Origin of the sequence: Dactylosporangium sp. NPDC049742 (assembly GCF_040674675.1) — a bacterium.
Lineage (GTDB): Bacteria > Actinomycetota > Actinomycetes > Mycobacteriales > Micromonosporaceae > Dactylosporangium > Dactylosporangium maewongense.
This window is the reverse complement of sequence record NZ_JBFANF010000003.1, coordinates 103,161-124,596: the sequence shown is the minus strand read 5'-3', so window position 1 is coordinate 124,596 and position 21,436 is coordinate 103,161. Positions and strand designations below refer to the sequence as shown.

The 21,436-nt window shown below is 72.5% G+C and carries 19 protein-coding genes; 9 read left to right on the top strand and 10 right to left on the bottom strand.

All coding sequences use genetic code 11. The features are described 5' to 3' along the window. Window positions 1-66: 66 nt before the first annotated feature. The 7 genes from AB0J72_RS05905 to eccB all read left to right on the top strand — a co-directional run bounded on the left by AB0J72_RS05905 (window position 67) and on the right by eccB (window position 8,840). Window positions 67-1,044, top strand: coding sequence for a LysR family transcriptional regulator (locus AB0J72_RS05905; RefSeq protein ID WP_363394844.1), 978 nt, complete (start codon window positions 67-69; stop codon window positions 1,042-1,044). Between the two features lie 220 nt (window positions 1,045-1,264). Continuing rightward, window positions 1,265-2,269: a tripartite tricarboxylate transporter substrate binding protein gene (locus AB0J72_RS05900; RefSeq protein ID WP_363394842.1), complete on the top strand. Its 1,005-nt coding sequence runs from the start codon at window positions 1,265-1,267 to the stop codon at window positions 2,267-2,269. Between the two features lie 83 nt (window positions 2,270-2,352). After that, window positions 2,353-3,099, top strand: a complete 747-nt coding sequence (locus AB0J72_RS05895) for an ABC transporter permease (RefSeq protein WP_363394840.1) — start codon at window positions 2,353-2,355, stop codon at window positions 3,097-3,099. Window positions 3,100-3,718: 619 nt separating this feature from the next. Further along, entirely contained in the window at window positions 3,719-4,852 is a 1,134-nt protein-coding gene (locus AB0J72_RS05890) for a type VII secretion protein EccE (protein ID WP_363394838.1), read from the top strand. Continuing rightward, complete coding sequence (locus AB0J72_RS05885; protein WP_363394836.1) at window positions 4,849-5,868, top strand: hypothetical protein; 1,020 nt, start codon at window positions 4,849-4,851, stop codon at window positions 5,866-5,868. The genes AB0J72_RS05890 and AB0J72_RS05885 overlap by 4 nt, the downstream gene beginning before the upstream one ends. A gap of 82 nt (window positions 5,869-5,950) precedes the next feature. Continuing rightward, window positions 5,951-7,354, top strand: coding sequence for a type VII secretion integral membrane protein EccD (eccD, locus tag AB0J72_RS05880; protein WP_363394834.1), 1,404 nt, complete (start codon window positions 5,951-5,953; stop codon window positions 7,352-7,354). Between the two features lies 1 nt (window position 7,355). Then, window positions 7,356-8,840 carry a type VII secretion protein EccB gene (gene eccB / locus AB0J72_RS05875; protein WP_363394832.1) on the top strand — a complete coding sequence of 495 codons (1,485 nt, stop codon included), beginning with the start codon at window positions 7,356-7,358 and terminating at the stop codon, window positions 8,838-8,840. Window positions 8,841-9,101: 261 nt separating this feature from the next. Here the strand turns inward: eccB and AB0J72_RS05870 are convergent, their stop codons facing one another. The 4 genes from AB0J72_RS05870 to AB0J72_RS05855 are packed head-to-tail and all read right to left on the bottom strand — an operon-like array spanning window position 9,102 to window position 16,269. After that, entirely contained in the window at window positions 9,102-10,343 is a 1,242-nt protein-coding gene (locus AB0J72_RS05870; protein WP_363394830.1) for a S8 family serine peptidase, read from the bottom strand. Beyond that, window positions 10,340-14,302 (bottom strand): type VII secretion protein EccCa, encoded by a 3,963-nt coding sequence (gene eccCa, locus AB0J72_RS05865; RefSeq protein ID WP_363394828.1) that lies wholly within the window; start codon window positions 14,300-14,302, stop codon window positions 10,340-10,342. The genes AB0J72_RS05870 and eccCa overlap by 4 nt, the downstream gene beginning before the upstream one ends. A 36-nt stretch (window positions 14,303-14,338) precedes the next feature. Then, window positions 14,339-15,268: an SseB family protein gene (locus tag AB0J72_RS05860; protein WP_363394826.1), complete on the bottom strand. Its 930-nt coding sequence runs from the start codon at window positions 15,266-15,268 to the stop codon at window positions 14,339-14,341. Continuing rightward, complete coding sequence (locus AB0J72_RS05855; protein ID WP_363394824.1) at window positions 15,265-16,269, bottom strand: SMI1/KNR4 family protein; 1,005 nt, start codon at window positions 16,267-16,269, stop codon at window positions 15,265-15,267. The genes AB0J72_RS05860 and AB0J72_RS05855 overlap by 4 nt, the downstream gene beginning before the upstream one ends. Before the next feature lie 79 nt (window positions 16,270-16,348). On the opposite strand from AB0J72_RS05855, the gene AB0J72_RS05850 reads away from it, so the two are divergent. Continuing rightward, window positions 16,349-16,804, top strand: a complete 456-nt coding sequence (locus tag AB0J72_RS05850) for a hypothetical protein (protein WP_363394822.1) — start codon at window positions 16,349-16,351, stop codon at window positions 16,802-16,804. A gap of 4 nt (window positions 16,805-16,808) precedes the next feature. On the opposite strand, the gene AB0J72_RS05845 is transcribed toward AB0J72_RS05850, so the two are convergent. Both AB0J72_RS05845 and AB0J72_RS05840 read right to left on the bottom strand, forming a co-directional pair. Then, window positions 16,809-17,102 carry a hypothetical protein gene (locus tag AB0J72_RS05845; protein ID WP_363394820.1) on the bottom strand — a complete coding sequence of 98 codons (294 nt, stop codon included), beginning with the start codon at window positions 17,100-17,102 and terminating at the stop codon, window positions 16,809-16,811. Window positions 17,103-17,116: 14 nt separating this feature from the next. Further along, entirely contained in the window at window positions 17,117-17,764 is a 648-nt protein-coding gene (locus AB0J72_RS05840) for a hypothetical protein (protein ID WP_363394818.1), read from the bottom strand. A 78-nt stretch (window positions 17,765-17,842) separates the two neighbouring features. Here AB0J72_RS05840 and AB0J72_RS05835 point away from each other — a divergent pair, with 78 nt between their 5' ends. After that, window positions 17,843-18,406, top strand: a complete 564-nt coding sequence (locus AB0J72_RS05835; protein ID WP_363394816.1) for a hypothetical protein — start codon at window positions 17,843-17,845, stop codon at window positions 18,404-18,406. A 15-nt stretch (window positions 18,407-18,421) separates the two neighbouring features. Here the strand turns inward: AB0J72_RS05835 and AB0J72_RS05830 are convergent, their stop codons facing one another. Genes AB0J72_RS05830 through AB0J72_RS05815 form a run of 4 tightly spaced genes read right to left on the bottom strand, consistent with a single transcriptional unit; the run spans window position 18,422 to window position 21,424 of the window. After that, entirely contained in the window at window positions 18,422-18,949 is a 528-nt protein-coding gene (locus AB0J72_RS05830; protein ID WP_363394814.1) for a hypothetical protein, read from the bottom strand. Between the two features lie 24 nt (window positions 18,950-18,973). Next, window positions 18,974-19,624 (bottom strand): hypothetical protein, encoded by a 651-nt coding sequence (locus AB0J72_RS05825; protein WP_363394812.1) that lies wholly within the window; start codon window positions 19,622-19,624, stop codon window positions 18,974-18,976. After that, window positions 19,621-20,679, bottom strand: a complete 1,059-nt coding sequence (locus AB0J72_RS05820; RefSeq protein WP_363394810.1) for a hypothetical protein — start codon at window positions 20,677-20,679, stop codon at window positions 19,621-19,623. Before AB0J72_RS05820 ends, AB0J72_RS05825 begins: the two co-directional genes overlap by 4 nt. Before the next feature lies 1 nt (window position 20,680). Further along, the gene (locus AB0J72_RS05815) at window positions 20,681-21,424 is read right to left on the bottom strand and encodes a hypothetical protein (protein WP_363394808.1); all 744 of its coding nucleotides are present in this window, start codon (window positions 21,422-21,424) and stop codon (window positions 20,681-20,683) included. Window positions 21,425-21,436: the final 12 nt, after the last annotated feature.

Sequence of the window (21,436 nt, the reverse complement as noted above, 5' to 3'; positions counted from 1 at the left end):
GGTGCGTGTCGGAGTCTCACAGCGGTTGTGGGTGTGGGGTCATCGTCGGCGGCATAATGTTTCGCTATGGGCATTGACGTGCGGCATCTGCGCGCGATCTGCGTCATCGCCGAGGCGGGCAGCGTGACCGCCGCGGCGGCGCAGCTGAACCTGTCCCAACCGGCGTTGACCGCGCAGTTGCACCGGATCGAGGAGTTGCTCGGCGGGGTGCTGTTCGTGCGGAGCCGTGCGGGTGTCGAGCCGACCGAGCTCGGCCGGCGGGTCCTGAGCCGCGCCCGGGTGGTGCTGAACGAGGTTGACGCGTTCGTCGACGACTTCCGTGAGCCGCACCGGGCGCCGGGGTTCGTCCGGTTCGGCACGGTCCATCTGGCGTGTGCCGCGAGCCTGGTCGACCGGGTCAAGGAGGCGTTTCCGGACACCGAGGTCGCGTTGCGGATCGAGCCGTCGTCGCGGCTGCTCGTGGACGCTGTCACGCACGGGCAGCTCGACGCCGCCCTGATCGGGATCATGGAGGGGTTCGACATTCCGCTCGGCGGGATGTTGGCCAACCGGACGCTGATCCCCCGGTACCCGATCTTCATCGCGTTGTCCGCGTCCCACCGGCTCGCCGGGCAGGACAGCGTCGACCTGGCCGATCTGCGTGACGAGCGGTGGGTCGGGCCGCCCGGCCCGGACGACGGCTCGCTCACGTCGCTGCGGCGGGCGTGCCGGGCGGCCGGGTTCGAGCCCGACATCCGCTACGACGCCCCCAGCGGCGCCGGCCAGCCCTTGGTGCGCTCCGGCAACGGCGTCCGTCTGGTCGACCCCACCTGGCCCCAGCCTCCCGGCACCGCCGTCCTACCCCTGCGCGGCGAACCGCAGATCGCCCGTCTCCTCGTCATCTGGCGCCGCGACGCGTTCAGCCACACCGAATGCGATCAGCTCTACCGCGCGGTCACCCACGCGTTCCTCGACCACGTGCCGAACAACCCCGCCTTCGAGCGCTGGTGGAACGCCAACCCGCAGACACACCCGATCGTCACGGAGCCATCGGAAAGTCGCTGACCAGCCGCTCACCACTCCCGGGCGGCGCCCCAAGCGTGCGATGTGCGATCAGCCTGGCATCACAGCGCTACCGGTCCGGCTCTGGCCTGAGACCCATAGCCAAACATTATGGCGCCGACGATGACCCCAGACCCACACCCACTGTGAGACTCCGGCACGCACCACACCTCCCGCCACCGCGACCACGCGGTGCGGCGGTCCTGAGCCGGAAGGAATCCAGTTGGGCGGACGGAGATGGCTCCGGGTCGCGGCAGCCACGGTCCTGGCACTCGTCCCTGCGGTCGCGTCGGCATGCGACGCAAGCATCGGCAACGGCACCCCCGACGCCGTTCGCCGGCAGGTCGACGGGCTGAGGATCCTGGTGCCGAACAGCCCGGGCAGCGGCTACGACACCACGGCACGGACGGCGGCGAAAGTCATGCAGGACGCCGGACTGGCCCGGAACGTCACGGTCTTCAACGTCGCCGGCGCCGGCGGCACGACAGGGCTGCGCCGCGTCGTCGACGACAAGGGCGACGAGAACCTGCTCATGCAGATGGGGCTCGGCGTCGTCGGCGCCGTCCACACCAACAGGTCCCAGGTGACCCTGATGGACACCCTGCCCGTTGCGCGGCTCATCGAAGAGATGGAAGCGGTGGTGGTGCCGAAGGACTCGCCGTACAACACCCTGCAGGATCTCGTGACGGCCTGGAAGGCCGATCCCGCAGGGGTTCCCGTCGGTGGCGCGTCGGCGCCGGGCGGGCCGGACCACCTGATGCCCATGCTGCTGGCACAGGCGGTCGGCGTGGCGCCGACGAGCGTCAAGTTCGTCAGCTACGGCGGCGGCGCCGAACTCCTGGCCGCGGTGCTCGGCAACCAGGTCGCCTTCGCGGCCACCGGCATCGGTGAGGTCGCCGAGCAGGCCAAGGTCGGCGCGGTGAAGATCCTCGCGGTGACCGGGGCGCGGCGGACCGGCGGCCTTGCCGCACCGACGCTGCAGGAGCTGGGCGTGGACCTGGTCTTCGCGAACTGGCGCGGACTCGTTGCCACGTCCGGCCTGACCGCCGTGCAGCAGCAACGGCTGGTCGACCTCGTGACGTCCATGCACGACTCGCCGGAGTGGAAGGTCGCGCTGGCCACGAAGGGCTGGACCGACGCCTTCATCACCGGCGACGAGTTCGCCGCGTTCGTCGCGAGTGAGAACGACCGTGTCGCCAAGGTGCTACGAGAGCTGGGACTCGGATGAGCGCTGACATCAGCATCGCGCACGAAACCGTGGTGGCGGCGGCCAGGGCAAACCTTGTCCGGCAGGCGCGACGTCGTCGCATCGTGCATCGAACGGCACAGCTCGCCGCCTTGACCATGGCGATCGCCGGTTGGCAGCTGGCCGGGATGTACTGGCTCGACGCCTACCTCTACAGCACACCTGCTGCGGTATGGCAGCGCCTGGTGGAGTGGTTCACCGTCGGCACGCCGATCGGCTCCGTCTGGAAGCAGATCCTGACATCCTTCCTGGAGTCCGCCGTCGGCTTCGCCGTGGGCGCGATCGTCGGCGTTTCGTGCGGCGTCCTGGTCGGCGCCAGTCGCCTGCTCTCGGACTTCTTCGGCCCGTTGATCAGGGCCGCCAACGTCGTCCCCAGCATCGTCCTGGTCACGCTGCTGTTCATCTGGTTCGAGCTCGGCACGTCCTCGAAGGTGGCGACCGTCATCGCCATGGTCTTCTTCGCCACGTTCTTCGCCACGTACAGCGGCATCCGCGACGTCGACGCGCGAATGCTCCAGGAAGCCGACCTGTTCGGCGTGGGCGCCGTCGCCCGAATCACCACGGTGATCGTGCCGCTCGTCGCCCCGCGCATCGTCGCCGGGCTGCGCTCGGCCGCCGAACTTGCCTGGATCGGAGCGATCATGGCGGAGTTCATCGGCGGCCGGCAGGGCCTGGGACTGCTGGTCCGCTACGGGGAGGCGACGTTCGACGCGACCGGCATCCTCGCCGGGATGATCGTGATCACCGTGATCGCGGTCGCCGGCAAGGTCCTCCTGACCAGCATCGAGCGGTGGCTCCACCGGGCACACTGAGCGCCGCGAACCTGCGGGCACGGGCATGGGCCGCGCCGGTCGATCGATCCACCGGCCGCTGGTGAGCTGCGCTCACGTCCGGTCAGGCCACCGTCCGGTACCGCTGGAGCACCGACGGTATCGAACCTCGACACTGGACCGATGCCACCGCGTCAGTGGAATTCAACATCAGCGGCCGCGTGGTCTTGAATGGCGATCATGTGGTGTGGATTCCATGACTCAAGCAAAAACGTCGTAATAAACACACCTCGGTGCCTGACCCACTTGGGGACAACAGGTCCAACGAGCATCGGTCCGGTGTTGAAGACCGGTGAGCAGCAGCTGACGCCGAGTGAGCACAATCAGTTTCCTTCCCCGCGGGTGCGCCACCGTCCGCCGGACCGGGGCGGCGCCAGTCCAGCGAGCACCGGTCCGCGAGGGCGACGTCCATATGATTGGATCGACCGAAGTTTCTCGCGACGGCGCAGCGGTTGACAGCGGCAGGAGGTAGCGGCAGGTGACGACCGACTCCCAGGGGCCGGTTCGGGCTTCGGCCCGTGTCGGTGTCGGACCCGCATCCGACCCGTCCCCGGCGACCCTTGCCCCGCGGCGGCGCCCCAGCCACCTCGGGCCGGTCCACGTGCTGCAGGTCGTTGCCGTCGAGGCGGCGATACTCGGCCTGCTCGCCGCGCTCGACCAGGGTGTCCTGGTCATCGTGCCGGTCGCGCTCGCCGGGCTGCTCATCGCCGTCGTCGCCCTCGGCCGGCAGAAGAGCCGCTGGTGGCTGGAGCGCCGGGTCCTCGCGTGGCACTTCAACCGCCGCGCGAAGCGGCGCCCCGCCGGGCCGGTCACCGATCCGCGGCTCGCCCCGCTGCGCACGCTCGCGCCGCGGCTGACCGTCCAGGACGTGCCGGTGTCCGACGACTCCGTGATCGGGGTGGCCCGCGACGACGCCGGCTGGTTCGCGGTGGCGGAGGTCACCCCGGCGGCCGCGATGGCCGACGGGCCGTCCGGGCACCTGCCGCTGGAGTCGCTCGTCACCACGCTCACCGGCACCGGCCAGCCCGGCTCCGCCCTGCAGGTGGTCACGCACACCCTCGGCTCCCCCAGCCACGACCTGCAGCAGGCGCTGCCGGCCGCGTACTCCTACCGGGAGCTGGTCCAGCGCTTCGGTGCCGCCCCGATCCCGGCCGACCGGGTCACCTGGGTCGCCGTCCGCCTCGACGCGCGGGCCCTCGCCGAAGCCGGCGCGGAGAGCGCCGAGAACGCCGTCGACGTCGTCGCGGCGATGCTCCGCAAGGTCGCGCGGACCCTGCGTGGGGCCGGGGTCAACGTGCGGATCCTCGACCGTGGCGGGGTCCTGACGGCCCTGGAGCGCTCCTGCGACTTGCAGCGCACCGACGACACGGCGCCGCCGCCCGAGCCGCGGGAGACGTGGGACGCGTGGCACTCCGCGGGCCTTGCCCACCGGTCCTACTGGGTGCAGGACTGGCCCTCGATCGACCAGGACGGGGCCGTCGGCGCCCTCGGTGACCAGCTTGCCGCCGTGCCCGGCTCGTTCACCAGCGTGGCGTTCGTCATCGTCCCCGGTGCCGCCGCCGACGCCCAGGTCGATGTCAGGTGTCTGGTACGTATCGCGGCACCCGCCGAGACGATCGCCGCCGTCTGCCGGGTCCTCGAAGGCGGCACCCACGGCGCGCACCTTCTCCCGCTCGACGGCGAGCAGGGTCCTGCCACGTATGCGACCGCACCGACGGGCGGAGGGCCCCGATGACCCGCCCCATCGAACCGGTTCAGCAGCGCGGTGTCCTCGGCGCACCCGCACCCGCACCGGCTCCCGGACCTGCCCAGGGGCAGCCGGCAGGGCAGGCGGACGGGCAGGCGCCCCACGTACGGGTCGCCGGGCCGCAGCCGGCACCCGGCACACAGGCCCAGCCCGACACCGGGCGCGCCGCCGAAGCCCATGCAGCCGCCGAGGCGGAGGCCGACGCGTCGGCGCAGACCCAGCGGGTCGCCGGGCTCATCGCCGCCGCCCCGATGCCACCGTCCAGCCCGCCCGGCGGCACCGTCTACGGCAACCGTGACAACGAACGCGACGCCGCTCCCGGCGGCAGACAGCCGGGGCTGCGCATCGGCTGGCACACCGCGTCGCTGACCGCGCTCAACACGATGGGCGTCAGGTCTGCCGGCACCGGGCTCATCCTCGGCGCGGACCACAGCCAGCAGCCGGTCCCGATCCGGCTGTTCCGGCCCGAACCCACCCGCGTCACGCTCGTCGGCGGGGTGTGGGCGGCGCAGATGCTCGCGTTCCGGGCCCTGGCGCTCGGCTCGCAGATCGTCGTGATGACGGTCGACCCGGCCGCGTGGCACGGCTTCGGCGAACGGGCCGTCAGCCGCGCCGACCGGGTCGCGGTCCTGCACGGTGAGCAGCCGGCCACCATCACCGCGACCGCCCGCCGGCCCGCCCTCGTCATACACGACCTCGGCACCACCGGCCCGTCGAACCCACCGGCGGCCGGTCCGTGGCAGACGCAGCTGACCGTCCTGCGGCGCCTCGAGGAGCCCGGCGCACCCGCGGTGCGGTCGGGTGATCTCGTGGTCCTGCAACGGTTGCACGCCACCGAGGCCGCGGTCGCCGGGACGGCGTTGCAGTTGGACCCGCATACCGTGCAGCGGCTGCAGATGCTGGAGAACGAGATGCTCGCGCTCATCGGTGGCGGCGCCAACCGGTACCTGTGGCTGCACCCCACGTCGACGGAGCGTCAGACCATGGGCGACGCATGGCGATGAGGACGTTGCGCTTCCGGGCGTTCTGTTACGTTGTTTGCCGTCGTCGCCGTCTGTGCAGCCATGACGCAGTGAGGAGATCGCCGTGACGCCCCGGATCGGCATCGGGCTGGCCCGAGTGACCGTCGCCACCCCGAAACGGCGCATCGACGTCGCACTGCCCGACAACGCCATCGTCGCGGAGCTCCTGCCGCACCTGCTGCGCCACGCGGGTGAGGACATGGGCGACACCGACCACAACTCCGGCTGGGTGCTGCGCCGGGCCACCGGCGCGCTCGTCGAGCCGGCCCGCAACCTGACCGTCCAGGGGGTCCGCGACGGCGAGATCCTGCACCTCATGCCGGGGCGCACCGACTGGCCGGAGCTCGCCTACGACGACGTCGTCGAGGTCATCGCCAACGGCGCGCGGCGCACCGGTCGGTCGTGGAGCGGCCCCGCCACCCGCCGCGGCGGAATCGCTATTGGTGTCGTCACGTTCACACTCGGCGTCTTCACGATCGCCCTGTCCGGACCGCCGTGGACGATCCCGGCGGCCGTCGCCGGCGGGATCGCGCTCGTGCTGGCCCTCGCCGGGCTTGTCGTCGCCCGCGCACTCGGCGACGCGCCCGCCGGAGGCGCCGTCGCCGGTGCCGCCCTGCCCTACGCGTTCGCCGCCGGCGCCCTCGCCGTCGTGCCCGACGGCATCGGCGTCACCGGGCTCGGCGCGACCAGCGTGCTGCTCGGGTCGGCGGCGCTGCTGGCGGTCAGCGTCCTCGGGTACGTCGGCACGGCCGCCGTGCGGTGGCTGTTCATGGCCGGGCTCGAGGTCGGCATCACCGGGATCATCACTGGGCTGCTCGTGCTGGCCGGGATGTCGGCGGCCGGGTCCGCCGCGTTCGCCCTGACCCTCGTCATCGGCCTGCTGCCCGGCTATCCGCTGATCGCGAGCTGGCTCGGCAAGCTGCCCGTGCCGGCCCTGCCGGACAAGCCGGAGGACATCCTCGTCGACCAGCCGGTGCCGAGCCGAGCCGGGGTGTTCGCCGCTGTCGCCCGCGCCACCGAGCTGCTCACCGGCATGCTGCTGGCAGCCGCCGTCGTCGGTGCCGTGACCATCGTCATGCTCGGCGTCGACGGCCACACCACGAGCATCCTGCTCGCCGCCAGCGCGTCCGCGGCACTGCTGCTGCGGGCCAGGCTCTTCCCGGCCGCCCGGCAGCGGGTCCCGCTGCTCGCCGGCGGTGCGTTCGGCGTCGCGGTGCTGCTGCTCGGCCTCGTCCTGCGCACCGACCCCGGCGGCGGGCGCCTGGTGATCCTCCCGGCGCTGCTGCTTGTCGGGGGTGCGATCGTCGCCGCCGGGCTGATCTACAGCAGACGGACACCGACGCCGTACATCGGCCGCATCGCCGACATCACCGACGTCGTCGCGATCATCGCGCTGATCCCCCTCGCCTGTGGCGTGATCGGCGTCTACGGCTCGATCCAGGCGCTGTTCGCCTCGTTCGGCAGCTGACATGGCGACCCGCCGGGACCAGCTGCAGTCCTACCAGTACTTGACCCAGCGGGTCCTGTCCGCGTTCGTCATGCGCGAGACCGACCCGGCCCAGTCGCCGCTGCGGCGCGGCATCGGCGCCGTCTTCGCCGGCATCATGGTCGCCGTCCTCGTCGGTGCCGGCTTCGGCGTCTACGGCATCCTCACGAAGGTCGGCGGCACCGCCTGGAAGGCCGACGGATCGATCGTCATTGAGCGCGAGACCGGCGCGACATTCGTCTTCATGGACGGCCGCCTCCACCCGACGCTCAACTTCACCTCCGCACTGCTGGCCTCCGGGCGGGGCGCATCGCAGCTGTTCCGCGTGTCGCAGAAGTCTCTGGGATCCGTGCCGCGCGGCATCACCATCGGCATCACCGGCGCACCCGACTCGCTCCCCCCGGCCGGCAAGGCCGTCGGGCTGCCGTGGACCGTCTGCTCCACAGCGGGCACGTCGAGCTCCGGCGGGCAGACGGCAACGGTCAGCCTCATGGCGGGTGAGGCGACGGCCGGCGCGCGTGCCAGCGGAAACGGCCAGGGCGTGCTCATCAAGGACGTCACGGCCGGCCTGACCTACCTCGTCGTCAACGGTCACCGGCACCAGCTGTGGGAGTCGCGGACGGTCATCCCGGCCCTGTTCGGCGCCGTCGTCACCCCGGCCCCGGTCGGCACCGCCTGGATCAACACCCTTCCCGCGGGTGTGCCGATCAGCCCCATCACCATCAACAACCGCGGCACCGACAGCAAGAGCGTCACCGGCCGCAAGATCGGCGACCTGCTGGTCGTGCAGACGGGCTCCGGCCCGCAGCACTACCTCGTCTTCGACGACGGCATCGCCCCGATCACCCAACTGCAGAAGAACATCATCGACGCCCAGTTCCCCGGCAAAGACCCGGCACAGGTCTCCATCGGCGACATCAACAAGGCCAAGCACAGCTCCCGCCTGACCGCCCCCGAGGGCAACGACGCCGCGGCCCCGTCCGAGCCGCCGAAGCTGGACCTGCAGCCCGGCTCCCCCGGCGACCTCGTCTGCGCCACGACGACCGACCCGCGCAACGCCCCGCAGATCACCGTCGGCGGCACCATCCCCTCCATCGACGCCGGGGTCCCCACGATCGGCCGCTCGACCGCCGGCACCGCCCTCGCCGACCGCGTCTCCGTCCCGGCGGGGCGGGTCGCCATCGTCCGCGTCCTGCCGTCCGCGACTGCCACCTCGGGTGCCTACGCGATCATCACCGACATGGGCGTCCGCTTCTCCGTGCCGTCGGCGGAGGTGCTGCGGATGCTTGGCTACGCACCGGACAAGGCGACCGACGTGCCGAGCTCGCTGGTGACCCGCATTCCGGCCGGTCCGGTCCTCGACCCGGCGGCAGTGTTCCAGCCGCAGGTGGCCGGTGCTCCGGCCGCACGGTCCTCACCGTCCCCGTCCACGTCCGGCTCCCCGTCCCCGAAGCCATCCGCCAGCTGACCCCTGCTCGTTCGCTGCTTGATCAGGTCCCGGGAGACGGGTGGGCGCTGGACGACAGTGCCACCGGCACTGACAAGGTCGACGCGCCCGGTTCTTCGGCTCGACGGGTGCTCGACGGGTGGTGGTGTCAGTCGCTCGACCTTGCCGTCACCAACCAGCGCGGCGGCTTCGATGCCGACCCGGAAACGCTGGCAGTGCAGCTCGAGCAGCTGCGGTTCTGTCGGCGCCCCGACCTGCTGATCGTCATCAGTCAGGAGACCGTCAGTCGAAGAGCATCGCCGGCGGCCCGGGCTCCTCTGGCTCGTCGCGGACCCGGGCCGGAGCCGGATGCTCCGCCCGCCAGCGCCGGCGGCGGCCCCGCGGCAACGCGACGGCGAGGGCGGCGATCACGACCGCGAGCCCGAGCGCGCCGGCCGTGCCGATCAGGGCCCAGCGGCGACTCCCGGCCCAGATGGAGGCGCGGGCAGGCGCCGGGCCGTCGACCGGGCCGATGACCGCCGGTGGCTGCTCGACGACCTGGTCGGTGAGGGCACCTGCCGGATTGACGATCCCGTGGCCGTAGAACTGGCTGCCGGGGCCACCTGCGGCGGGGACGGCGGTGCCGGTGAGCCTGCGGGTCACCTCCGCGACGGTCGCCCGCGGGATGAAGGCGCGCACGAGAGCGACGACGGCACTGACGAATCCCGATGCCACACCCGTACCGTTGACTACCGTGAGACCGGAGGCCCGCTGCAGCGTGAGGATGTTGCCGCCGGGTGCGACGACGTCGACATACTCGCCGAACTGCGAGCTGTCCATCCGGATGCCGCGCTCGTCGACGGCGCCGACGCCGATGACACCGTCGTAGGCGGCCGGGTAGGGGGTCGGGTTCTGCTGGTTGGCGCCGCCGAGGTCACCGACGGCCGCGACGACCACGATCTGCTTGTCGAGGGCCTTCTGCACGGCGGCGCGGACGGCCGGGTCGTCGGTGTAGGTGGGCACGGCCACGTCGATGACGTGGGCGCCGGCGTCGACGGCCGCGTTGATGCCCTTGGCGAGCTGGGCCGCCTGGGCGCCGCCGGTCTGCCGGTCGGCGACGACGCGGACCGGCAGGATGCGGGCGAGCGGGGCGACACCGGTGAAGCCGATGCCGTTGGTCACCTTGCCGACGATGACCCCGGCGACCTGTGTGCCGGTGCCGACGCAGTCGGTGTTGGCGGGTCCGGTGCCGGCCACCGCGTCGACCCCCGCGTCGACCCGGCCGCTGAGCTGCGGGTGGGCGGCGTCGACCCCGGATTCGAGGACAGCGACGGTGACGCCGCTGCCGCGGGTGAGGGCCCAGACACTGCTCGCGCCGAGGTTCTGCTGCGCCCACGGCACGGTGGTGATGTCCTGCCCGGGATCGGTGCACTCGGCCGCCGCCGCGGGGGCCGCGAACGGTCCGACCACCGCCACAACGCCGACCAGTGCGACGGCGAGGATCCGGTGCAGCCACATGAGGGATGCGCTCCACATCGTCGTCATTGCGGGGGCGGTGTCCACGGCGTCTGGATGAGCCGGCCGCTCTCGCGCCGCGTGAACAGATAGCCCCGCCCGGGCGGCAGGAACTGCGGCCGCATGTTGCCGAAGAGCGGACCCTCCTCCCGGGAGCCGGACATCATGATGCCCGGTGAGGCAAGCTCACGGATGCGGGTGATGATCGGGTCGAACATCGCCCGCCCGGCGCCACCGATCCGGCGGGTCAGGATGAGGTGCAAGCCGATGTCACGGGCCTGGGGCAGGAACTCGAGCAGCGGCGCCAGGGGGTTGGCCGCAGCGCCGGCGACGAGATCGTAGTCGTCGACCAGCATGTACAGCTCGGGCCCCTTCCACCAGCTGCGGTTGCGGAGCTGGTCGGGGGTGACCTCCGGCCCGGGGAGCCGTTCGCGCATGACGGTGACGACCTGCTTGACGAGGTCGAGGGTGACCTGTTGGGAGGTGCCGTAGCCGAGGAGGTGCTCGGGGCTGACCGCACCGAGGAGGCTTCGGCGCAGGTCGACGAGCATGATGCGCGCCTCGGACGGCTGGTATGCCTGGGTGATGCTGCGGGCGAGGCCGCGCAGGAAGGCGCTCTTGCCGCACTCGAGGTCACCGAAGAGCAGCAGGTGCGGGTCGGCGTCGAAGTCGAGGGAGACGGGCAGCAGGTCGTTCTCCGCGATGCCGATCGGGATGCGGCCGCGCACCGGTGCCGGCAGCGACTCGAACGGCAGCTGGTCGGGCAGCAGCCGCACCTTCGGGGCGGGTGCCGCGGTCCAGTAGGCCTGCATGTGCTTGACGAACTCGGTGACCGCGTCGGACAGGTCGTCGACCTGCTGCTGGCCGTCGATACGGGGCAGGCCGGTGAGGAAGTGGAAGCCGTCGGCGGTGAGGCCGTGGCCGGGTGCCTGCTCGGGGACGTTGACGGCGGCGCGGCGGTTGATCGCCGAGTCGCTGGGGTCGCCGAGGCGCAGCTCGACCTTCGTGGTGAACATGTCGCGGGTCGCGGTGCGGATGTCCATCCAGCGGTTGGTCGAGGCGAGGATGTGGATGCCGTAGCCGAGGCCGCGGTTGGCGATCTCCGACACCATCGGCTCGAGGTCCTCGAACTCGCCGCGGAGGGTCGCCCAGCCGTCGACGACGAGGAACACGTCGCCGAACGGGTCCTCGGCCGCGGGGCCGCCGGTGCGCTGGCTGCGGCGGTAGGCGGCGATGCCGTCCATGCCGAGCTTGGCGAACAGCGCGTCGCGGGCCTGCAGCAGCCCGTAGACCTCCGCGACGGTCCGGCGCACGGTGTTGACGTCGCGCCGGTTGGCGATCCCGCCGACGTGCGGCAGGCCGGAGAGGGCGCTGAGGCCGCCGCCGCCGAAGTCGAGGCCGTAGAACTGGACCTCGCGTGGGGTGTGCAGCAGGGCGAGGCTGCTCACGAGGGTCCGCAGGAACGTGGTCTTGCCGGTGACCGGGGCGCCGACGATCATGACGTTGCCGCCGGCGCCGGACAGGTCGAGCCACATCGGGTCGCGCAGCTGCTCGTAGGGCTTGTCGATGATGCCGACGACGCCGTGCAGGCGGCCGTGCAGCGACGCGTCGGCGACGGTCAGGCCGCGCTCGGGCGACTGGACGAACTGCGGCAGCAGCTGGTCGAGGGTCGGCGGCTCGTCCAGCGGCGGCAGCCACACCTGGTGCGCGGCCGTGCCCTGGCCCTCCATCCGCCGCACGAGGACGTCGAGCAGGGTCTCCCCGACGTGGGTCTCCTCCGGCTCTGGTGCCTCGTCGGCCTGCGCGGTCTCACGCGGCGGCGTGACGTAGGCGGTGGTGAAGTCGCGGACGGCGTCGACGGCCCTCCCGCCGACCATCGGCAGGGCTCCGTCGCGCCGGTAGGCCCCCGACACGTACGCCGCCTTGAACCGGATCAGCCCCTCCGTGCCGGCCTTCAGGTAGCCGTGGCCGGGTGAGCGAGGCAGCTCGTAGGCGTCGGGGGCGCCGAGGACGGTGCGGCTCTCCATCGAGGAGAACGTCCGCAGTCCGAGCCGGTAGGACAGGTGCGTCTCCAGGCCGCGCAGGCGGCCCTCCTCGAGGCGCTGCGAGGCGAGGAGCAGGTGCACGCCGAGGGACCGGCCGACCCGCCCGATCTGCACGAACATGTCGATGAAGTCGGGCCTGGCGGTCAGCAGCTCGCTGAACTCGTCGACGATGATGAGCAGGCTCGGCAGCGGCCCGAGCGGGATCCCGGCGGCGCGTGCTCGCTCGTAGTCGCGCTGCGACGCGTAGTTGCCGGCCTTGCGCAGCAGCTCCTGGCGGCGTACGAGCTCGCCCTGGATCGCGCCGAGCATGCGGTCGACGAGTGACAGCTCATCGGCGAGGTTGGTGATGACGGCGCTGGTGTGCGGCAGGCGGTCCAGCGCGGTGAACGTCGCGCCGCCCTTGAAGTCGACGAGGACGAAGTTGAGGATCTCCGGGTTGTGTTTGACGGCCAGGGCGAGCACGAGGGTGCGCAGCAGCTCGCTCTTGCCGGAGCCGGTGGCGCCGACGAGCAGGCCGTGCGGGCCCATGCCGTCCTGCGCGGACTCCTTGATGTCCAGCTCGATCGGGCGTTTGTCGGCGCCCATGCCGATCGGCACGCGCAGCCGGTCGCGGTTGGGCCGGCTGGCCCACGCCTGCGCGAGGTCGAACTCGGCCGGGTCGCCGAGGTCGAGCAGCTCGGCGAGGCCGAGGTCGACGGCGACGGAGGTCGACTCGGCGAAGGAGGCCGCCGACAGCCGCAGCGGTGCGAGCTCCCGCGCGAGCACCTCGGCTTCCGCGGGGTGCAGCCGGTCGGCCTTGCCGATCTGGATGGTGCCGTCCATGGTGATGCCGGAAACGGCGCCGTCCGCCGCGATGTCCAGCACGACGGTCGTGTCGTCGAGTAGCCGCGGCGGCGGGTTGGACAGGTCGATGATGGTGACGCCGGCGACACCGCCCTCGGTCATGAGGTGGTCGGACCCGGCGGTGGAGCCGCCGTCGATGACGACGACGGTGTGCGGGCCGGCGAAGTTCTGCGCGACGGCGGGGTCGAAGCGGGGCCGGTTGGCCAGGACGTCGTCGAGCATGGCCTCCAGGCCGGTGACGCCGGGCGTGAAGAGCCGCACCGCACCGACCGCGTCGACCTTGGTGGGGTGGGCGGCGTGCGGCAGCCACTTCACCCACGACCACTGCGGTGCCTGCGCGTCGGCGACGGCGACACCGATCAGCAGGTCGTCGGGCGAGTGGAACGTCACCATCTGGGCCAGCAGCGCGCGGACGAAGTCACGGACGGTCTGCTCGTCGGTGCCGCGGATGTAGACGTGGGAGAAGTCCCGCAGCGCGATCGCGACCGGCAGGTCGGGCACGACGGTGTAGGTCGCGACGAACTTGCGCAGCGCCATCGCGCACAGCGGCTCGAGCTCGTCGACGGGGCGGGTCTGCGGCGGGATGAGCGGGGTGGCGACCTCCTGCGCGCCGAGGCCGATCCGGACGACGCTGAAGTCGGCGTCGCCGCGGCGGCGTTCCCACAGCCGGGCGCCGGTGACCAGCGACCACAGCACTGACGGGTCGGGGTGGCGGTAGTAGATGGCCTCGCGCTGCTTCTTGATCGTGTCGCGCAGCTGGGCGCGCAGCTGGCTGAGGCGCCGCATGTACTGCCGGCGGGCCTCGATCATCTCCTTCTTGCCCGGTCCGTTGGTCTGCGTGGCCATCATGGCGATCATGCCGAGGATCGAGACGCCGTACATACCGCCGGCGACGTAGACGAGCGGGCCCGAGCGGCCGCTGGCGCCCATCATGAGACCCATCGCCACGGCGCCGGCCGCCATCGGCAGGATCATCAGCATCCGGGTCCAGGTCTTGCCGGCCGCGTTCGGCACCTCCGGCGGCGGGTCGAGCAGCACGTCCCCGGTCGGCAGCGGCGGCGCGGCACGCCGCGGCGGACGCTTGATGATGACGGACGTCACGTGCTTGCCTCCCCAGTCTGACCAGCGCGACCAATCCTATAGACCACCGTGCACCCACACTTCATCGCTCTCGTGCGTGGTGGTGGTCGTGCCCGCGGCGGGGTTCTCTGGCTCCCACAGCAGCAGTGCCTGCACGTCCTGCGCCGGCAGCTCGATCCCGAAGTCGGTGCGCGGGTTGACGGCGAGGCCGGTGTCCTCCGGCCACACGCCGAGCAGCAGCACGAACGGCATCGTCACGCTGTGCACCCCGCCGGTCGCGGGATCGGTGCGGGCTGTCGGGAACGCCGCGAAGAACGCCTCCTCCGACGTGAAGACCTCCAGGACCGGCTCCTGCTCCGTCCCGGCGGGCCGCCACCAGTCCTGCTGGTCGAGCAGCTGCTCGGGGTCCTCGACGGCGTGCGCGGTCGGCACGACGACGGTCGAGTCGAGCAGGGTGTCGATGTACGTGCCGGGATCGTTGCGCTCGGCGGCGTCCCGCAGGACCGTGTCGGTGTCGAAGACCTGCGTGGCCTGCTCGTCCTCGGCGAACCCGGCGACGATGACCTGGGCGGCGGTCGGCAGTTTGACGTCGCCCTCCGCCGCCGCCGCGACCGCCTCGACGGGCAGATACGCGTCGATCGGATAGCCCGGGTTGACCGCCAGCCGCCACTCCGGCTGCGGCCACCGCTCGAGCAGCTCCTGGTAGGTGGTGACCGTGTAGGCGTCGGCGACCCCGGCGACCGAGGCCGTCAGTCCTTCCAGCGACGTGTACACCACCAGGACGGTCTGACCGAACAGCTCCGCGGTGATGAACGTCTGCTCCTCGGTCTCCTCCTGGCCGACCTGCGGCAGGTAGAGCTCGGCGGAGGCGATGATGCCGAAGAACGCCTGCTGGTCACCGTCGGCGAGGGCCTTGGTTAAGGCGCGCTCGGTCTCGTTCGCCGGCTCCCACTGCGGAGGCTGTTGGTCAAGGGCGGGGTCGGTCATCGGGTCGCTCCTCCGCTCGCCGGTTGCGGGCCGGTGGGGCGTTTCGCGGCCGGCAGCGCGGCGCCCATCCGGTCCGGGTGCAACTGTGTCACGTCGGCAGCCGCGGCCGCCGCCCGCAGCGGCTCCGGCGGCTCGCACAGCATCTGCCAGAACGCCTTGAAGTCGTCGGCGCAGTGGTGCAGCAGCCGCTCGCACACGTCTTCCGCGGTGTCGTCGTCCTTGGCCCGCGGGTCGTCGTCGTCGAACCACCACACGGAGCCGGTCGCCTCGCCACGCACCTTCACCGCGATCAGCCCGCCCTGGACGTAGCCGGCCGCGACGTAGTCGGCGGTGAACCGGTCACCGAACCAGGCGTTGGCGTAGAGCAGGTCCTGCAGCGCGTCAGGGCGGGCCACGCCGAACATCGGCTGGTCGGCGACGAACCCGAGACCGACGTGCACGACCGCGACGTGCGGGCCGCCGCCGTTGCTGTCGCGCAGATACTGACGGTAGTCCGCCGGCAACGCACGGCCGAGGTGCTCCTCCACCTTCGTGAGGGCGTCGTCGGCGACGGTGGCCTCGACCCGGCTCGGCACCGGCCACCGGCCCGGCTCGCCGAGATAGCGGCGGGTCCGGTCGGTGCGGGCGGTGCTCACGCCGCCGAGGTGCCGGTGCGCGCCGTGCAGCTCGATCGGCACCAGCGCGGCCCGCCGCGGCGCGCCGGGTGTGACGACCGGCAGGTGCGCCCACGTCCAGCCGGCCGGTCCGCCGCCGGTCGGGGCGTCCTCATGGAGCGGGTCGGTGCCGGCGACCACGCGGTTGGCGGCGAGCACGTCCACGACACGGTTGGCATGGGCGCCGAGGTCGTCACGGACCGGTGGTAGCTGCACGACGGCCCGCGCAAACGGCACCCAGTCGGGAAATCCGTGCGCGTCCACGACGATCCCCGCCCGGTAGCGCACCCGCAGCATGGGTGAGCCCGGGTGCAGCACCTGGAACGCATGCCGGCCACCGGCGATCATCGACCGCTCCTTCCCCGTCAGGAGGCATCGAGGCTAAGCTACCGCCGTGGGTCGTCGGCTACCACGGGGGAGTTCACGCATGCTACGGGTCGCACCGCCGGTCGCCGCGCTGCTGGTGGCGGCGGGTGCACTGAGCGGCTGCAACACACCGGCGGAGAGCCCGCCGTCGGCGGCGAAGGTGACCCATACGGTGACCTATGAGCTGTTCCACTCCGGCGGTCCCGGATTGAAGATCGTCGGTGCGTACACCGACGAGCGGGGCGCGTCGGTGTCGTTCGAAAACCCGCAGTCGACCTGGAGCAAGCAGGTCGACGTGGTGTATCCGGACGTCACGATCGTGGTCCTCGGCGGTAACGCCGCCCCGGACGGCGACACCGTGATCGGCGCGCAGATCCCGCAGCTGCAGTGCATTTTGTCGGTCGACGGCTCGATCGTCGCCCAGCAGCACTCGCTGAGCCCGCGGTGCGAGGCGAAGCTCACCGGCACCGTTACGACGCCGAAGCCCGGCTCGCCCGCGCCGTCAGCATCCCGCTGACCTGTCAGCCTCGCAGCAGCTGCGCCAGGGCGGCCCTGGCCTGATCGGCCGTCGCCGTGGTGACCGGCGGGCACATGAACCCGTAGCGCAGGATGTGCCCGGCGAACGGCGGCTCGGGCAGCAGATGTTCGTGCTCCAGCCGCTCGGCCAGGGCCGGTGCCCAGATCCAATGGCCGTCGGTGCGGTAGCCGCCGCCGACGGGCGCACCGGCGCGCAGATACCGCAGATACCGCTGGCGGCGGCCCGGATTGTCCAGGTGCTCACCGCCGGCCTCCCCGGCGAGGACGAACTCCCCCACGGCGTCTCCGTTCGTCACCACGGCGGCGCCAGCGGCACGCCGTCGGCCACCGCCTCGCAGTCCCACGCCGCGGGCGCGCCGTGGGGAGCCTTCGGGATCCGGACGGTCCACCGGCTCACGTCGAGCACCGGCCTGCCGCCGACGACCTCGGTGGTCTGCCGGGACGCGAAGAACGTCAGCTGCGTCGCGTCATCGGTGTCCCGTACCTGCGGCGCCTCCACCTGCGGTAGGTCCGCCTCCGGCGGATACTCTCCGCGCCACGCGGCCGGATCGGTCACGACCTGTTTGAACCAGCCGCCCGGCCACTGGCACGAGGCGAGCACCTCCGCGTACGCCACCGGGTCGAGGTCGCCGGTGACGACGAGCGCACCGAGCGCCGCGACGGTGCCCGGGTCACGCAGGTGCAGGGCCTCGCCGTCGGTGCGCAGCAGGAAGACGTCCTGCGGCGCCGGGCCCTCGACCTCCTGGTCCTCGCGGATCGCCACGACGAGCGCTTCGACCCACGGTGCCGCACCGACGCGCAGCAGATCGGGCACGACCCGGACGTTGAACAGCCGGTCGCTGGTCTCGACGGCGAGTGCGGGATGCGGCGCGTAGTCCTTGCTCCACACGACGGTCTCGTCGTCGAAGAACACGAACCGTCGCAGGAGATCCAGCAACACCGCACCACTGACCATCGTCTGCCTCGCGTCCGCCCGTCGACTGCCGTGGGCAAGCGTAGCGTGAGTAAGGTCGTCGGCATGGTCCTGCGACTGGCACGCACGAACGTCGAGGCACACCTGTTCATCGAGTTGCACCCGTGTGAGACGTGTGGCGAGACCCGCTTCATCCCGCCGAGCTCCGTCGTGGTTGTCGATGGCGACCTGGCCAGCCGATATACGGGGCCGTGTCCGAGCTGCGGCACCGAGCGGGAGTTCACGTTCCGCCTGCCGGAGCAGGTGACGGTCCCCGACGAGGAGGAGCCGGCCTTCGGCGTCGACGGCGGCGCGTCGGAGATCATCGACGCGGGTGAGTGGCTGTGGGTGGCCGACCTCATCATCCGCAACGCGCCCGCCGAGCCGGACGAGGGGATGACCGCCGAGCAGCGCCGGCAGGCGTTGATCGACCTGCGGATCGCGGCCGCCGCTGTCGGTGAGGCGATCAAGTTCGTCCCGCCGGGCGCCGACGCCGTCCCCGTTCATGCGCTGTGGACCGAGCGCGGTCGGTCGGTGTACGACGCCGAGCCGGGCAGGTTCCGCAAGATCCGGCTCGAAGCGGTCCAGCGGACATACCGGGAGCTCTCCGACGGCTTCGCCCCCCGCTGACCGCGCAATCGGCTGTCAGGCCGTCAGGGCCAGCAGCGCCTGCCGGCACGCCTCGATGCGCTCCTGCAGGCGTTCGCGGGTGAAGGCGGCCGGATCCGCGGCGTACCTGGCCCGTCCCGTCTCCGACGTGAACGCCGAAGCCGGCACCGCGGACGCGTGCGGCGGTACGAACTTCAGCACCTCCTCCGCGGCGGCGAGCGCGTCGGAGGCGGCAGTGCGCGCGTCGTCGCGGCGGGGCCCGGACGCGTCCGCGGGGACGGTCGCGTGCTGGGCCGCCCGTTCGCTCATCGCAAGGAACTCGCCCGGGTCGATGATCCGGGACGGTTCCGGTCCCCCGTAGGCCGGCGGCGGCACCGCATCCGGCGCGATCACGAACTCGAACCGGCGGGACGCGCCGCACGACGGGCAGGGCCCTTCGTACGCCGACTGCGGACCCGGCCCGCGGTCGTGCCGCGACCACGGGAAGTCCCACTCGCCGCACCCCTCACACGGGTGCAGGGCCATGTACAGATGGCACTCGGTCACCGACCGCGCGACCAGCAACGCAACCTCCCTCTAGACCGGCCTCTAGACCGGCACGGACTCGGCGACGGTCCGCACCTGCCAGGTGGCCGGGGCGTCGGGCGGTACCGACACCGACCACACCGACACGTCCAGCGTGAACCGCCCGGACAGGTCCGGCACCTGCCGGGCCGCGGCGAACGTCAGCGTCATCGTGCCGCCGGCCAGTCGCACCGACAGCGGTTCGACGTCCGGCAGCGGCGCACCGGCCGGGTATCTGCGGCGCCACGCGACCGGGTCGCCGACGACCTCCTTCGCCCAGCTGCCCGGCCACTGCCCGTACACGAGCAGCTCCGCATACGCCGACGGCGGCAGGTCACCGGAGAGCACCCGCTCCCCCAGCGCCGCGACCGCACCGGCGTCGGCGAGGCGGACCGCGGTGCCGTCGTGCCGCATGAGCAGATACTCCCGCGGCGCCGGGCCGTCGAAGTCCTCGTCCTCGCGGGTGACGGCGACGACCGCCGCGACGAAGGACGCCCGCTCGGCCTGCAGCAGCCCGCGCACGACCCGCACCGACAGCCCACGCTCCGCCGTCGACAGGTCCACGACCGGCGTGTCGGTGCCGTCGCCGACGGCCTTCATCCACTCGATCGTCTCGTCGTCGCGCAGCACGTACCGCCTGGCGAACTCGACGAGCCGGTCAGCACCGATCGTCACCGGTCGCCCTCCGTCCAGTCACGGATCGCGGCGTCCAGCAGGCGCCGCTGCACGAACTGCCCCAGCGGTTCGGTGTCGAACCGCACCGTGCCGACCTGCCGGCCCGGCCGCAGCCGCACCGCCAGCTCGTCGAGCAGGTCCGCGGTGACGGTCGCCACCACGTCCGGCAGCACCACCCAGGCCCGCTGCGGCGACCACCGCGGCACCGGGTCGTCCGGGCCCGGCCGCCACGGCCCACGCAGGTCCCGCACGTGGTCCCGGACGCCGGCGGCGTGCTCGGCGAGGCCGACTGGGCGCGGGACGTCACCGTCGAAGCGGACGAACGACACCAGGTGCTCGGCCGGGCGCAGCCCTTCAGCGCGTTCCCGCCAGTCCGGGCCGGCACTGCGGTAGAGGCCGCCGAGCAGCTGCGCGGCTGCGTCCGCCGCGTCGAACCGGACGCTGAAGTCGGTGCCGCCGGCCAGCTCCCGCGGGCTCGGTGTGGCCGCCGCGGCGAGCCGCGCGGCCGCTTCGAGGCGGTCGGCGGCGGCCGGCATCGGCAGGCCGGTGGCGAGCGGCTGCGGCCCGCGCAGCGACGGGCGCGGCCGGGGCGGGTGCGGGGCGCCGGTGACCGCGGTGCGCAACGCGGCGGCGAACTGTGCCGCGACAGCGCTCAGCTCGCCTCCGGCAGCACCGACCGTCACGGCCGGCCGGCCCGGGGCGAGGCGGCCGGTGAGCTCACGCAGCAGCCCTCCGGCGAGCGTGTGCCACAGCCCAGGCATCGCCACGATCGTGCCCGGGGCGGGCGGCGGCGCCGCGGTGATCCGCTGCTCCCACGCCCGGACCGCGTCCGCGATCCCGACCGGGCGGCCGTCCTCGTCCACTGCGGACACCAGCTGCCATGCCGGGTCGGCGGTGCCCGGCAGCGTCGTGCGCGGCAGTGCGGTCAGCAGCATCTCCAGCTCCGACCAGCGCCTGCGGCGCTCCTGCGGCCAGTGCGCACGGCCGGCTGCCGGGGCGTGCTCGGTCAGCATCCGCGCCGCCGCGGAGTACACCCGTTCGTAGCGCTCCTGCACGTCAGATCAGCCTGCCGGGACCGTCAGGGCTGTCGGGGCTGTCGGGGCGCAGCAGCGCCGCGAGTGCGCGGGCGTTGCGCGGGGACAGGGCGGCGTCGTCGAGGTCGGGCAGGAACCAGCCGGCGAACTCCGGGCCGTCGGTGGGGAAGAAGTGCGCGGCGGAGAGCGGCACGAGATCCCGGTGTAGCTCGGCGAGGTCGACCAGGTCGAGCCGGACCGCGTCGGTGATGACCCGGCGCAGCTCCACCTGGTCCATGTGACCGCGGACGAGGTCCAGGACCGTGCGGTGCGCGACGGTGACCGGGAGCCTGCCCCGGACGGTCACCTCGTCCGGGCGCAGCGTCTCGACCAGCACCCGGGTCGCGCGCGGCGCGGGCAGCGGCTCCGGTGCGATGAAGCTGACCCGGCCGAGGCTCGGCGCACCGAGCCGCCACGCCCGGGCCGCGGCCTCGTGCGACAGCACCGCGTCGGCGGTCACATCGCCGCCGGCGCCGGGGCGTTCCCAGGCGAAGACGGCCGGGCGCAGTGCCAGCCAGGCCGCGTAGGGATGCGCGTCGATCGGTGGGGTCGGGCTGCCGCGGATCTCGAACACGTCCCAGTCGACCCGGCTCAGCAGCATCCGGCGGGACAGCTCGGCGCGCGTGGCGGGGTCGACGCCGGCACGTTCCAGCTGCGCGGCCGTCACCAGCCCGCCCTGCCGGCCCGCCGCCGCCGTGACCGTCTCGAACGCCCGCTCGACCGTCATGCCCCGCCCATC